This window comes from Rheinheimera sp., from assembly GCF_965283995.1.
GTDB lineage: Bacteria > Pseudomonadota > Gammaproteobacteria > Enterobacterales > Alteromonadaceae > Pararheinheimera.
In genome coordinates, this window is record NZ_CBDIQG010000001.1 from 438610 (window position 1) to 452617 (window position 14008).

Genomic DNA, 14008 nt, shown 5'->3' on the forward strand with positions numbered 1-14008 from the left:
GTGTGACCAGTGATGTCATCATGGGGGCCAACACGACGCAGAGCAAGAGGCATGGAAAAAACTTGCGGCAGCGGCGTGCACCTGTTTATGTTCATATATTGCTGTTTACTTTTATTTTGGCTGGAGTGTTCGTGGCAAAAACTATTCTGTTGGTTGACGATGAGCCGGCTATCCTCAGAGCCTTGCAACGCACGTTGCAACGCGCCGGGTACCGCGTCCTGCTCGCCGAACATGGCGTGCAGGCGCTGAGTCTGCTGAGTACTGAGCAGGTGGCGTTGGTGATCTCAGATTTTCGCATGCCTGACATGAATGGCGCCGAATTACTGCAACAAGTCAGGTTGCAGTTTCCTTCGACTATTGGGCTCATTCTCAGCGCTTATGCCGACCGTGAAGCACTATTGGCCTGCCTGAACAGCGGCGCCGCCTGGCGTTTTATGGAAAAGCCATGGGAAGATAATCAATTATTAAAAGACATCACTGCAGCGCTCAACGAGCGCGACAGGCGACAGGCTGAGCAACAACGCACCAATCTGTTGCTATCGAGCAATGAGGCGCTACTGGAGTTGTCCGCGACCGGTCAGGTATTGCGGTTTAACAACGCAGCCAGTCAGGTGCTGGGATTGCAACCGTCGGAGCTGCGCGGTCAGGTGTTGTCGGCACTGTTTGTTGACATCAATCCGATTGAGCTTGCCGGCTTTTTCCATAAAAAAGATCATGATATTCAATTGCACGGCATCCACGGTGACTATTTCAGTTTCAGCCACCGGATCTCGGATTTGCACCACTATTTGCTCAAAGTCACCTTGGTACAGCCGCTGAGCGACCAGGTGTTTTGTGGCGTCAACGAATTGTTGAATGCGGACGATGTGCGGTCACAGATTGAAGATCTGTTGTCATCCGGCCAGAACGATTTTGCTGTTGTTGCGCTGATGCTGCCGGATTTTGCGTTATACAGCGATTCTTTGCCCCAACAACAATTAGATGAATTGATCGAGCAGACGGGGCTTGCGCTGAAAACCCGGATGCCGCCAAAAGCTTTATTGGGCTACGTCGCGGCAGATAAATTCTTGTTGGTATTGCGCGGCGCAGCGCAGGAAAGCCAACTACAACTGTTGATAGAGCAATGTCTGCAACCATTCAGGCAACCGTTGCTCCTGAGCTTTAACCGCGTGCAATTGGCATTTTGTGTCGGCTATGCGGTGTCACCATCAGATGGCACTACGGCGCGCCAACTGCTGCAACATGCTGATGTCGCTTGCCGCCACAATCTGGCAAACCCGGCCGGTTTTTATCTGCGATTCGAATCAGAGATGGTGACACAAAAACGGCAGCATTTTGAAATTAGCAATTCGCTGTATGCCGCGTTGGAAGGCCAGGAATTCACGTTATGTTATCAACCCAAAATCCGCTTGTCCGATGGTTTTTGTGATAGTGCTGAAGCGTTGATCCGCTGGCATCACCCGACGTACGGCGCGATCTCGCCAGCTGTTTTTATTCCAATCGCCGAGCAAGACGGCCAGATCCAGGCCATCGGTGATTGGGTCATGCAACACGCTTTGCGGCAACTCCATAGCTGGCGCGCGCAGGGACTGTCGTTGTCAAATCTTGCGATCAATCTGTCAGGCCGGCAATTGACCGATGACCGGCTGGCTGAACGCATCGCCAGTTGCCTGAGCAGTTTGGGTTTACAACCAGACACGCTGGAATTAGAGGTTACCGAGACCTTTCTGATGGCCGATATCGACGCCAGCAGCCGGTTATTAAGCAGTTTGCATCAGCTGGGCTGTCAACTGGCCATGGATGATTTTGGTACTGGTTATTCGTCGTTGGCATACCTCGCGAAATTGCCGGTGAATAAACTGAAATTAGACCGCTCTTTGTTGCTGGACCTTGAGGACTCGCCGCAATGTGCCAGTATGATCAGACATATGATCCGGATGGCGCATGAGCTTGGCATGCAAGTCGTGGCCGAAGGGATTGAATCGGTGAATCAGGTGCTGTTACTGCGTGAGATGCAATGTGACTACATTCAGGGCTACGTGTTCAGCAAGCCGCTGAACGCCCTTGAATTTGGTCGCTTTTTAACAGCCCAGCCGGTCCGCCAGCAGTGGGAGGAGTATCTCGATGTTTGAAGCTGATCGCTGGTTGGCACTGATTGTCGAGCCTGACACTGCCGCCCGGGCTGCGACTAAACGTTTGTTACAACGGCTTTGTCCGCATTGGCAGTTAGAGCTCTGCGCTGATGCTGTGAGTGCGACACAATATTTACTGCAGCAGCCAGTGGCTCCGCAATTGATGCTGACAGACCGACTTGATGCATCGTTACGGGGCGAAGAGTTGCTGGAGTTCTGTGCTTCACATTCGCCGGCAACCATCAGAGTGCTGATGAGTGCTGAGAACGATGATGCGGTTATGCTGGCCGCTGTGCAATCAGCGCAGATGTTGTTGGGCAAGCCTTTTACTGAACATGATTTGCTGGCCGTGTTTCAGCGCGCTGAGCAAATTATTGAAGGCCCTTTTTCAGAACATGCACGATATCAGTTGGGAACCTTGCAGGCACTACCCATCCAGCAGCGACAGTACCAACAAATTCTGGCACTGCTGGACGATAATGACAGTTCGCAACGCGAGCTGGCTCGGGCATTGGAGCGTGAAGCGCCATTGGCAGGGCGGTTAATCCAGATGGCCAACTCCGCCTACCTGGGGTTTCGGCGCCAAACGCTGGATCTACAGGAAGTGGTCAGCCGGTTGGGGCGGGAAATGATCAAAGCCATCATGCAGGCATTTTTACTGAACCAACAGTACCAGGGGAAGATCCGGCCTGAGCTGCACCAGAAATTACAGGACTATGCAGTCGCGCTGGCATCAGTTGCTTTTCAATTGGCACGCAGCCAATGCCGCGATGACGCAACACTGGCTGAAAAAGCTTATGTTGCCGGACTGATGCAAGCATTGGGTCCTCTGGCGTTGCTGGCGACTCAGCCAATGGCGACGCAGCAGCTCACGCAGGAGGATATGTTTCAGGATGGTGTTGCCGATCATTGCATATTGACCGGCTATCTGATGACGTTATGGGGATTCTCCGCAGATATTTGTGCGGCGGCGATGTACCGGCTGAATTTGCAAGGGTCGGCAAGGGTCGATCGGTTGCAGGCGATCTTACATTTGGCTAGTTACGTGTTGTCGTTGCAACAACAAGATCCGACCGGGGTAAAAATTACTCCGGATCTGGCTGCATTGGAGCGTTTTGCGCTAACAGACAGTTTTCTGACTTCATCGAATGACTCTTGAGGCGCGATACCATGTGGCAATTACGTCAACCTAAACGTTGGTTTAACTCACTGCTGTTCTATACGGGATGGTTAGGCCTGTGCTGTCACCTGCTACTGATGCTTTACTGCTGGTGGCAACAGATCCCCTATCAGATGAGCTGGTGGTTTACAGCGGTTGCTCCGGGATTATCGATATTGTGGGGCGGGGTGCCTGCGCTGCAATTACAGCGCGAGTTACCGGCCCAGCGCAGGTCGTCATTTATCAGTTAAATGACTGGGGTCATATCTTTTGCCTGTGCTCAGCGTTTGGGTTGTACCATTGATTCGACTTCAACTTCAGTAATACCCTTCTCATCGAAATGAAAATGGATCTGTGCAGGTTTACCTTCAATAAAATGGTATCGCATGCCATCGATCATCAATACGAAATCACCGGGGCGTGCTGGTTGTAACTTTTGCTTAAATAACTGCAACGAGTGTTTGCCGACTTTCCAGTCAAAGCCTTTTAATGGCTTTTTGGTGAAATCACGCGCCCAGATCAGTTGGTCTTTGTTCAGCATCAGTGCCAATGTATAGCGTTTAGGCACTTCTTCGACCGCCATTTTATGCGGGCCAACACTGAACTGGTAGGCACCTTCATTTTGCAGAAATGCAAAACCGAATTCGGTATTTTTTTTACTATCATCAGCAAACGTCAGTGCGACTGGGCCGGTAAGTTCAAATTGTGCATGACTGAACGGGCTAAGCAACAGCGCGCACAGGTGCAGAATAACTAGAAACTTTGTCATATCAACCTCATGTAGTGTCAGGATTGCCGGCGTTTGGGTGCCAACAACAACTGTTGACCTGGTGTAAGTTTACTATCGGCCTGCAGTTGATTCCATTGCAGCAAGTCAGTCAGTTTTATTTTGTATTTGCGGGCGATCCGATCTAAAGAGTCGCCTTTTTTTACCGTGTGCTGTGGCGTTCGTTGGCTGTCCGCTGTTTTGCGCTTCACGGGGGCGGCACTGGATGCAGGAACCTTCAGTGATTGGCCTGGCTGTAAATGAACCCCCGATTTCAGTTGGTTAAATAGCCGTAACTCCTCACTGTCGATCCGAAGCTTTTGTGCGATGGTCCACAAACTTTCACCCGCTTTGACCTGATAAGTTTGCGCTTTACGGTTAGTGCGCGCCACGGTTTGCTCCGGCGATTTACCTGCCGGTAGTTGCAAGCTCTGGCCAACTTTCAGTTGATCTGATTTCAGCCGATTGAGTTGGCGTAAAGTCTTCACGCTAGTGTTGGCCTTCGCTGCGATGCTACCCAGGCTGTCGCCACTTTTTACCTTATAACTGCGTTTCCCTGCTTTCGGAGCCTCAGCCGCTTGCACTACAGTGACTTTTTTCAACAGATGTCGTTGTCGTTCAAAGTCATCAACGGCTGAAAGCGGCAATAGCAAAGGGAAGTCTTTACCCTGAGGCGTCATTGTCAGCCGGAAACCGGGATTCAGAGACTTTAGTTTGCCTAATGAGACCCCGGCTAAGTCGGCGGCTTGTTGTAGTTGCACTGCACCTGCAATCCGCGTCATGCCGACAGCAGGTTTATTTGCAATAACCGGAAGTTCCAGTTGGTATGTCTCAGGTGTTTTAATCAATTGAATCATCGCCAACCATTTCGGCATGGTTTGGACAAATCGCCCAGGAATTTGCAGGCTCCAGTAGTCTGTTGGCTTACCGCGGGCTTTATTTCGCTCCACAGCGGCCATTATTCGCCCCTCACCGGTATTGTAAGCGGCTACAGCATTGAGCCAGTCGTTGCCAAGGGCGTCATGCAAATGTTGCAGATAATCAAGAACCGCCAGGGTAGAACTAAACGCATCTTTGCGGCCGTCATAGCCACTTTGGACTGTCAGGCCAAAATTTCGCGCTGTTTGTGGCACCATTTGCCAAAGTCCGGCCGGACCGTTGCCTTGCGCTGCTGGGTTATAAGCACTTTCCACAATGGGTAGCAGTGCCAGTTCAAGTGGCATTCGGCGTTTTTCAAGTTCGCTGACAATAAAATACAAGTAGGGTTCGGCGCGTGCCGAAACTTCATTAAAAAACTTCTGTTTACTGGCATAGAAGGCGAGTTCGCGTTGCACGTCAGCACGCGCCGGTACTGGGATGTGCATTTGCTGGCGTATGCGTTGCCACAAGTCCGGCAGCGCCTCGAGTTCATTATGCTGCAGCACCGGATCTAACGGCGACATCGGTAACGCAGACGTTGTGGCTTTTGCTGTTGATTCGGGACCACCCGCTGTGGATGGCTCAGGATTGGGCGGGGCTGCCTGATGTTGGTCCAGACGGGCGCAACCAGCTAACACAAAGAATCCCAGCAGCAAATAACAGGGTTTGAACATGCACTCTTCTCTCATTCAGCCACAACAGGCACAAAAGGGGCCGTATGTTAACGGCCGTTGCGCCAAATGCAAAGCAGACTAAAAATTGTTTTTCCACTGCCGTAAAAAAGTAAACAAAGCTAGTGGATCAGGTTGTTGCCAGCGTTGCTGCAATTCTGGCAACGTGCAGCGCAGAAACGGATTGATTTGTAACTCCAGACCGATATTCGATGGCAGTGTTGGAAAATCGTTGCCGCGTAAGTTTTCAGCTGACCGCTGATATTCGACCAGAGCCTGATTTTCTGGTTCCACAGCAAGCGCAAATTTGAGGTTAGCCAGCGTATATTCGTGCGCACAGCATACCAGCGTATCTGCAGGTAGAGCGGCAAAGCGCTGCAGTGAAGCCAACATCTGCAACGGGGTGCCTTCAAACAGGCGACCGCAGCCTGCACTAAATAAGGTATCCCCACACAACAGTACTGGCGGGTTGCCTGTCTGCAAATATGCGAGGTGATTCAATGTATGACCCGGTACGGCCATTACCTGGATCGGCGTTTGCCATCCATCGGGCAGTAGATATTGGCCGTCCTGCACCTGAATGCCATCCAGCTGCACGCCTTGTATCGATGGGGCTGGCACATATACCGCTGCATCAGGCCAATAATTGCGCAATTGCGCCAAACCGCCGATATGGTCCGAATGCTGATGCGTGATCAGAATTGCACATAGCGTTAGCTGGTGCGCGAGCAGATACTGATGGACCGCGTCACATTGACCCGGATCAACAATGATCGCCTGCTGTCCTTGGCGCAACAGCCAGATATAGTTATCCTGCAGTATCGGGATCGGTTCAGGGATAAAATCCATAGGCAGGTGCTCGTTGTCAGAGTGAGTCTTCAGTTTGTCGCAAACCGGTTTCAGTAATAACCGGCGGCCAGTCCAATCGCAGTATACAAGGGAGTCCGACCATGAAACCAGCCTTAAGCCGTTATGCATTAAGCCAAGTACCACAGTCTTGGCAGGCCTTTGCGCAGGGGGAGGTGCTGGCACATCAGCTAGAAAATCAGTTCAATTTGTGGTGGCCCCGTATTTTTGGTTACCACCTGTTAAAAGTCGGTACTTTGAGCTGTCAGCTTGACACCAGTGCCTGTGGTATTCGCCATCAAATACATCTGGCTGGCAGTGGCGACCAGGTTTCGGTCATTGCGGATCCGGATGACCTGCCTTTTATCGAGCATGCCGTTGACGCGGTCTTGTTAGCCCATTGTCTGGAGTACACGCAAGATCCGCATCACGTGATCCGCGAGGCGCATCGCGTGTTGATGCCGGATGGTTATTTGCTAATGAGCGGCTTTAATCCTTACAGCCTGATGGGACTGTTAAAACTCTGGCCAGGTCTGCATCGGCGTTTGCCTTGGTCTGGTCGATTTTTTTCACAGGCGCGGGTCAAAGACTGGCTGCAATTGCTTGGTTTTGAAGTGTTATACGAACAACGTTTGTTTTGTACCAGTATGTTGGCACAATCGCAGGCGAATTCAGCATTCCGGTTATGGGCAGAGCAGCATCTGAACTATTTTGCTGCAGCCTATGTGTTAGTTGCCCGCAAGCGCACGCTACCGTTAACGCCGATAAAACCGAAATGGCAACTGACCAACAGCTTTAAACCGGCGGTTAAAGGCGTCAGTGTGCGCCAACAAGGTGGGGTCTAACTTTGCGAATAATCCGTTATCTATTGCTGCGTGCGTTGCCACTGCTGCAGGTATTGGTCTAGTGCATTGCCAAATTTTTGTCGATCCCGTTGGTCGATGGCTGGTGGACCACCGCTGATCATACCGGCGCCACGCAGTTCTTCCTGAAAATTGCGCACTGCCAGACGGGCTTTTACGTTATCTTTGTCCAGTTTGTCGCCACGTGGCGTGAGCACTGTGGCCCCTTGCTCGACACAGAGTGCAGCCAGAGGAATATCCTGCGTCATCACCAAATCACCGGGACGCACCGAAGTCGCAATCAGGTTATCCGCCACATCAAATCCGGCTTCGACGCGGAACTGTCGACACCATGCCGCTCGCGGCAGAGGCAGCGCGTGGTTAGCAACAAAGTTCAGTTCTATTTTGAGCCGCTCTCCAGCCCTTAGTAACATATCGCGACATACCTTTGGACAGGCGTCAGCATCAATCCAGATGGCCATTAAATCACTCCTGCAAGTGTAACCGCTGATGCCGCCTTCGCTGCGAGCAAAAGACAGGCTGAATTACTCAGGGTCATAAACATCAGATCTGCACGGTAGGCGCCGGGTTGCCGGGTTTCAGTAAAACCAAGTCGCAGGTAGCTGCGTAGCGCTGGCTGATTGTTACGAAATACGTATAGTGATGCTTGTCGTTCGGGCCACAATTGCAGGCCAGCCGCAAGCAGGGCGCAGATCAGTTGTCCGGACAAACGTTGGCCGCGATAGTCCGGCAGCACCAACAAACGCGCCAGATGTAACCGGCCGAAGCGATCGCAGATCTGACCAAAAGCCATCAGATTTTTACGTTCATCGAGTAAAACGTAACTCTGCGTATCTGGCAGCTGAAGTTGCTGCAAAAATTCAGTGTGGCGCTGTGGAAAACGAAAGCCTTCACCGCCCCATTGCGTTAATGCCGCCACATCGTTGAACTGCTCAGCCAGTGACCATTGTTGCTCTGTAGTCGCACGCAAAAGTTGCATCAAAGCTGCTGTGCCAGATAGAAACAACCGGGGACCAGCAATAACCACAGCAAGATCATGCTGGTTTGCCAGGCTAGCCGGTAAAAAGGTTGCGCATAAAAGTCAGGTTGCTGGCGGATCCACATCAGCATTGCTGCGCCGATCACACTTGGCAGACCATAAATGGTCTCAAACTGGCCATTAAGTAAACTTGCCCAACAGGCGACAACGCCGGTCACTGACAATAGCAACCAGCTCACAACCATAGTCTTACTCTGATTTACAGACATCTAAGCTCCAGCTTTTAGTGGCATTACCACATCAGGTCATCAGGTATTTTAAAATCGGCGTACGGATCATCGGCAGGCATCTGCTCGTCTTGCTGATTTAACAAAACGACGGCGTCAGGCTGGCGCAACAGCAGCTTCTCGGCGATTTGGATCGGTACTAAGTGATAATGCTCATCTAAACGGGCGATCGCAATCAGACCTTTGACTAGTTGTTGCTGTACTTTTTCGCTGACATAAATCTTTTTGATCTTATTGCCATCGGTGAAATTAAAACCAAGTTCGCCTTTATCGCGGATGATATTCATTTCAATGATTTGTTTTACTTGTGCCGCAAGCGCTTTTTTGTCGGCTTCGGCTTTTTTCTGCTGATTGAGTTCTTTATCGCGGGCAATTTGGGCTTGGCGAGCCTGTTCTGCTAAAACAGTGGCTTCGTTAACGACCACGCCGTGCTTTCCTGCCTGTACGCGTTCTTTGTGTTGCTCTTTTTTGATATTTTTCAGTTTTTTGGCATCGCCAAGACCAGCTTTTAACAATTGTTCAGCCAGAGATTTACTCATGGTCAGTTCCTGTTTGCCTGAATCGAATTTACATATTGTTCCACGGCTATCAGGTACTTGCCAAGCGTCATGGCTGACGGCGCTGACGTTTTACAGTACACTACGTGATTATCTTTTGATTCAGAGTATATATGGCTGCTTTTCAGGAACTCGCGTTAGATCCCCGTTTGTTGCGTTCAATTCAACATTTAGGTTTTACTCAACCTACTGAAATCCAACAAGAGGCAATACCTGCAGTGATGCAGGGCAAGGATCTGATTGTTTCGTCGAAAACTGGTTCCGGCAAAACTCTGGCGTATTTGTTGCCAATGATGCAGCGGTTGTTGCGAAGTAAACCTTTGTCTGCACAAGATCCACGCGCACTGATCCTTGCGCCTACCCGCGAGCTGGCACAGCAAATATATGCGCAACTACGTTTGTTTGTTGCCAATACCCGTCTCACGCCGGCGTTTATTGTTGGTGGCGAGAATTTTAATGATCAGGAAAAACTGCTAAAACGTCAGCCACACATCATTGTGGCAACACCCGGTCGATTGGCAGATCATCTGGAACATAAAAGTTTCTTCCTGCAAGGCCTTGAAGTGCTGATACTGGACGAAGCTGACCGGATGTTAGATCTCGGTTTTATGCCGCAACTCAATGCGATACACAAGCAGGCCTCACACCGGTTACGCCAGACGCTGATGTTTTCTGCAACACTTGACCATGCCGAAGTCAATGAACTGGCGTTATCTCTTTTAAGAGATCCCTATCGCGTTGCGCTTGGGGCTGGCTATGACCCGCATAAAGACATCACACAGAAGTGTTTTTTTGCCGATAACCTGACGCATAAAGAAGCATTGCTATTACATTTTCTCAAATCAGAAGTTGTCAGACAGTTGATTCTGTTTACCGCGACCCGAGAAGATACGGACCGGCTGGCGGAATTAGTACAAAAAGCCGGATTTGCTGCAGTGGGGTTGAATGGGAAACTGACGCAAGCGCAGCGAAATGCGGTCATGCAGGCGTTTGCAGCTAATAAGTATCAGGTTCTAGTCACGACAGATGTGGCATCACGGGGCCTGGATTTGTTGCAGGTATCGCATGTAATCAACTTTGACCTACCAAAACATCCGGAAGAATATGTTCATCGGATCGGCCGAACGGGTCGTGCCGGACAGCAGGGCTGCGCATTTTCACTGGTTGGTCCAAAAGATATCGTAGCATTCTCGGCAATCGAGCAATTTTTACGTCGGCCGCTTGAAATGGCACAAGTGGAAGGGTTACTAGCCAAATTTGATGGCACAGTTAAGAAAAAGCCTGTCGGAATTGCTGCAAAAACGTCAAAGGCTACGGGACAACGATCAGCTACTGCAAAAGCAAAAATTCGTTCTGCAGACAGTCCCTTGCCAAAGAAAAAACCGAAGTTTTTTGAATCTGGTGATGATGGCGCAGCACCACCGAAAAAAAAGCAGAAATAATTGCTTTTGGTCACATTTTATCCAGAAATCAGTGCTAAACTCCGAAAGTCAGTTGAATGTAAAATAAACACTTTTACTGGCAATGTGTTGTTTGTAAAGGTAAAAATCCACAAACAATAGGAACGGTCAATACACGGTTAATTTTATTTTCCGTTTGTTCAGTAATACCTATTGACCCCACCATGTGGTTCACACATAATGGGATCGTAATATGTACTAGCACGAACGTGGCCGGTAATATTTAAGTCGCCTATAAAGGCAAATATAGTTAAAGTAAGAGAATGTTATGTCACAATTAATTTCCGGCACCGTTAAGTGGTTCAACGAAGATAAAGGTTTTGGTTTCATTGAGCGCGAAGGCGGCAAAGATGTATTCGTACACTTCCGCGCTATTAACGGTACTGGCCGTCGTACGCTGGTAGAAGGTCAGAAAGTGACTTTCGAAGTAACTGAAGGCCAAAAAGGTCCTCAGGCAGAGAACGTAACTGTAGTTGCTTAATAGCAAACTCAGAAAGTTTCTTGAAAAACCGGCTTATGCCGGTTTTTTGTTTTTACAGATCTCAAATGTATTAGTTTTTCCTCATTAGATAATCCGTCAATTCTTCCGTTTGAAGGGGCATCAGTTGTTCAAACACAAAATGTACCTCATTCTGGCCAAGCTTAAATTTTTGAAATGTAAAATCCACGCTCAATTCTAATCAACGAAACGGGGATCTATTTAGTACCAGTCGGATATTTGGAACACGGCATTTTACCATTCGGGAACTGCGGGGGAGCTTGACTCTAAGTTCGTTACTAATGAATCCAGTCTAGATCCAGCTGTGCTTGTGCTGCGTTACTTTTTAATCCAACGTGGATTCCTACCAGCCTGACCGCTTTTCCATGACCACGCAACCACGCCTGATTCAATAACTGCTGCAGCAAATGGAAGCACAATTCGGGGTGCTGTCGTTCAATCGTTGTTTGTCGGAAATCCTGAAATTTTAACTTGATTCCGATTTTTTGGATTTGTTCCTGTGCCTCACAGCGTTCAATACGTCTGACCAGCTTCTGATACATTTCAGCCAGAGGTTGCATGCTTTGCTCGGGCGTCATCAGGTCCTGACTGAATGTTTGCTCGACGGCCACAGATTTGCGCTCCCGTTCGTTATGCACTTCACGACTATCCAGACCCTGACTTCGCTCAAGCAATATTTCTGCAAAACTACCAAATTCTCGTACCAGCATCTGCAGATCTGCTTTGAGAACGTCACTGCAGCGGTGTAGCCCTAGTTTCGCTAGTTTTTCTGCGGTCTTTTGTCCAACGCCTGGAATTTTTCGCAAAGATAATGTCGCAACAAAAGCGCTAACCTGATCCGGAGGGATGACAAAAAGACCATCTGGCTTATTTTCATCGCTGGCTATTTTTGCCAGAAATTTATTTGGCGCGACACCCGCGGATGCGGTCAGGCCAGTTTCCAGAAAGATGGTTTGGCGAATGTGTTCTGCAATACGTGTAGCGCTACCCTGAAATAAATCACAGGTGGACACGTCGAGGTAAGCTTCGTCCAAAGACAGTGGTTCAACTTTATCTGTATAGCGGTGGAAGATGGCCTGAATGCAGGTACTGACCGCTTTATACTTATCCATATTGCCTGGTACCAGCACCAGTTGAGGGCAGAGTTTAAATGCTTGGCCAGTTGGCATGGCTGAGCGCACGCCGTATGCACGAGCTGGATAATTGCAGGTACTAATTACGCCGCGTTCAGTTCTGCTACCACCGATCGCCAACGGGATATGTTGCCAGGCAGGATTGTCCCGCATTTCTACTGCAGCGAAAAAACAATCCATGTCGATATGAATAATTTTGCGCATGATTTAGACTAACTGTTTAAATATACAGTTATCATATTCGAAATTGTTAAGCTGTAAAGGATAGATTGCTATCCTTATGATTTAATTAAAGATATAAAGTATAGGGCTCCATTTTTACTGCTCGGGCATGCAATAGAATTCTTTGTTTGGAAGTTCAGACGTCTAAATTTGCAGTGCACACCAGTTTGAACCGGTGTATCATACCGCGCAGTTTTTGTATCTTAATTTGCGACTGTGCCAAAGCAGGAGAAACCATGTTAAAGCGTGAAATGTCGATTGCCGATTTTGATCCACAATTATGGCAAGCTATTGTTGACGAAACTCAGCGTCAGGAAGATCACATCGAGTTGATCGCTTCTGAGAACTACTGCAGCCCACGCGTGTTGCAGGCGCAAGGTTCACAGCTGACCAACAAATATGCCGAAGGTTACCCGCATAAACGCTACTACGGTGGTTGCGAATTCGTTGATATTGCTGAAGATTTGGCAATCGCACGCGCAAAAGAGCTTTTTGGTGCCGACTACGCTAACGTGCAGCCACATTCAGGCTCACAGGCAAACTCAGCAGTATTTCTTGCGCTGTTAAATGCTGGTGACACTATCCTGGGCATGAGCCTGGCCCATGGTGGTCACCTGACGCACGGCGCAACGGTCAGTTCATCAGGTAAGCTGTACAAAGCTGTACAGTACGGCCTGCACCCTGAAACTGGTGTGATTGATTATGATCAGGCTGAAGCATTGGCATTGGAGCACAAACCAAAACTGATTATCGCGGGTTTTTCTGCATATTCTGGTATTGTCGACTGGCAACGTTTCCGTGATATCGCCGACAAAGTTGGTGCCTATCTGATGGTTGATATGGCTCACGTTGCTGGTTTAGTTGCTGCTGGCCTGTATCCGAATCCGGTTCCAGTCGCCGATGTGGTGACGACGACCACGCATAAAACACTGGCGGGCCCTCGCGGTGGTCTGATCCTGGCGCGTAAAAACGAAGAGATTGAAAAGAAACTGAATTCTGCGGTTTTCCCAGGCGGTCAGGGTGGTCCTCTGATGCACGTCATCGCTGCCAAAGCGGTTGCATTCCTGGAAGCATTACAGCCTGAATTCAAAACTTACCAACAGCAAGTGTTGAAAAACGCGGTAGCTATGTGTGATGCAATGAAAGCTCGTGGCTACAAAATCGTTTCTGGCGGTACACAAAACCATTTATTCCTGATGGATTTAATCGACAAAGAAATCACCGGCAAAGAAGCTGATGCTTGGTTAGGTCAGTCGCACATCACTGTGAACAAAAACTCTGTACCAAATGACCCGCGTTCACCATTTGTGACTTCAGGTCTGCGTATCGGCACACCTGCGATCACACGCCGTGGCTTTAAAGAAGCGGAAGCACAGACAGTTGCCAATCTGATTTGTGATGTTCTGGATAGCCGTGGTGATGCCGCAGTGATTGAAAAAGTTCGTGCACAGGTTTCGACCTTGTGTGCTGGTTTCCCGGTCTACGCATAAGTTTACCGTGCCTGTGCCTGACAGTT

At 49.3% G+C, this 14008-nt stretch carries 15 protein-coding genes; 7 read left to right on the plus strand and 8 right to left on the minus strand.

Going from position 1 to position 14008, the window contains the following annotated elements:
• Nucleotides 1-131 precede the first annotated feature (131 nt).
• The 3 genes from ACQ66Q_RS02030 to ACQ66Q_RS02040 are packed head-to-tail and all read left to right on the plus strand — an operon-like array spanning nt 132 to nt 3542.
• Nucleotides 132-2132 carry a putative bifunctional diguanylate cyclase/phosphodiesterase gene (locus ACQ66Q_RS02030; RefSeq protein ID WP_430455262.1) on the plus strand — a complete coding sequence of 667 codons (2001 nt, stop codon included), beginning with the start codon at nt 132-134 and terminating at the stop codon, nt 2130-2132.
• Nucleotides 2125-3291, plus strand: a complete 1167-nt coding sequence (locus ACQ66Q_RS02035; RefSeq protein ID WP_430455263.1) for an HDOD domain-containing protein — start codon at nt 2125-2127, stop codon at nt 3289-3291. The genes ACQ66Q_RS02030 and ACQ66Q_RS02035 overlap by 8 nt, the downstream gene beginning before the upstream one ends.
• An 11-nt stretch (nt 3292-3302) precedes the next feature.
• Nucleotides 3303-3542: a hypothetical protein gene (locus tag ACQ66Q_RS02040; protein WP_430455264.1), complete on the plus strand. Its 240-nt coding sequence runs from the start codon at nt 3303-3305 to the stop codon at nt 3540-3542.
• Nucleotides 3543-3571: 29 nt separating this feature from the next.
• On the opposite strand, the gene ACQ66Q_RS02045 is transcribed toward ACQ66Q_RS02040, so the two are convergent.
• The 3 genes from ACQ66Q_RS02045 to gloB form a co-directional block, all read right to left on the minus strand.
• Nucleotides 3572-4060: a hypothetical protein gene (locus tag ACQ66Q_RS02045; RefSeq protein ID WP_430455265.1), complete on the minus strand. Its 489-nt coding sequence runs from the start codon at nt 4058-4060 to the stop codon at nt 3572-3574.
• Nucleotides 4061-4077: 17 nt separating this feature from the next.
• Nucleotides 4078-5649 (minus strand): LysM peptidoglycan-binding domain-containing protein, encoded by a 1572-nt coding sequence (locus tag ACQ66Q_RS02050; protein WP_430455266.1) that lies wholly within the window; start codon nt 5647-5649, stop codon nt 4078-4080.
• Between the two features lie 78 nt (nt 5650-5727).
• Nucleotides 5728-6495: a hydroxyacylglutathione hydrolase gene (gene gloB / locus ACQ66Q_RS02055; RefSeq protein ID WP_430455267.1), complete on the minus strand. Its 768-nt coding sequence runs from the start codon at nt 6493-6495 to the stop codon at nt 5728-5730.
• Between the two features lie 101 nt (nt 6496-6596).
• Between gloB and ACQ66Q_RS02060 the strand changes: the two genes are divergently transcribed.
• Nucleotides 6597-7337, plus strand: coding sequence for a class I SAM-dependent methyltransferase (locus ACQ66Q_RS02060; protein WP_430455268.1), 741 nt, complete (start codon nt 6597-6599; stop codon nt 7335-7337).
• Between the two features lie 20 nt (nt 7338-7357).
• Here ACQ66Q_RS02060 and ACQ66Q_RS02065 read toward each other — a convergent pair whose 3' ends face one another.
• The 4 genes from ACQ66Q_RS02065 to ACQ66Q_RS02080 are packed head-to-tail and all read right to left on the minus strand — an operon-like array spanning nt 7358 to nt 9160.
• Nucleotides 7358-7816: a YaiI/YqxD family protein gene (locus tag ACQ66Q_RS02065; RefSeq protein WP_430455269.1), complete on the minus strand. Its 459-nt coding sequence runs from the start codon at nt 7814-7816 to the stop codon at nt 7358-7360.
• Nucleotides 7816-8334: a GNAT family N-acetyltransferase gene (locus tag ACQ66Q_RS02070; RefSeq protein WP_430455270.1), complete on the minus strand. Its 519-nt coding sequence runs from the start codon at nt 8332-8334 to the stop codon at nt 7816-7818. Before ACQ66Q_RS02070 ends, ACQ66Q_RS02065 begins: the two co-directional genes overlap by 1 nt.
• The gene (locus ACQ66Q_RS02075; RefSeq protein WP_430455271.1) at nt 8334-8603 is read right to left on the minus strand and encodes a hypothetical protein; all 270 of its coding nucleotides are present in this window, start codon (nt 8601-8603) and stop codon (nt 8334-8336) included. Before ACQ66Q_RS02075 ends, ACQ66Q_RS02070 begins: the two co-directional genes overlap by 1 nt.
• A gap of 23 nt (nt 8604-8626) precedes the next feature.
• The gene (locus tag ACQ66Q_RS02080) at nt 8627-9160 is read right to left on the minus strand and encodes a DUF2058 domain-containing protein (protein WP_430455272.1); all 534 of its coding nucleotides are present in this window, start codon (nt 9158-9160) and stop codon (nt 8627-8629) included.
• 131 nt (nt 9161-9291) lie between these two features.
• Between ACQ66Q_RS02080 and ACQ66Q_RS02085 the strand changes: the two genes are divergently transcribed.
• Nucleotides 9292-10620: a DEAD/DEAH box helicase gene (locus ACQ66Q_RS02085; protein ID WP_430455273.1), complete on the plus strand. Its 1329-nt coding sequence runs from the start codon at nt 9292-9294 to the stop codon at nt 10618-10620.
• A gap of 286 nt (nt 10621-10906) precedes the next feature.
• Nucleotides 10907-11119 (plus strand): cold-shock protein, encoded by a 213-nt coding sequence (locus tag ACQ66Q_RS02090; RefSeq protein WP_031565533.1) that lies wholly within the window; start codon nt 10907-10909, stop codon nt 11117-11119.
• Nucleotides 11120-11415: 296 nt separating this feature from the next.
• Here ACQ66Q_RS02090 and dinB read toward each other — a convergent pair whose 3' ends face one another.
• Nucleotides 11416-12474, minus strand: coding sequence for a DNA polymerase IV (gene dinB, locus ACQ66Q_RS02095; protein ID WP_430455274.1), 1059 nt, complete (start codon nt 12472-12474; stop codon nt 11416-11418).
• Nucleotides 12475-12728: 254 nt separating this feature from the next.
• Between dinB and glyA the strand changes: the two genes are divergently transcribed.
• Nucleotides 12729-13982: a serine hydroxymethyltransferase gene (gene glyA, locus ACQ66Q_RS02100; RefSeq protein ID WP_377242017.1), complete on the plus strand. Its 1254-nt coding sequence runs from the start codon at nt 12729-12731 to the stop codon at nt 13980-13982.
• The last annotated feature ends 26 nt before the right edge of the window (nt 13983-14008 follow it).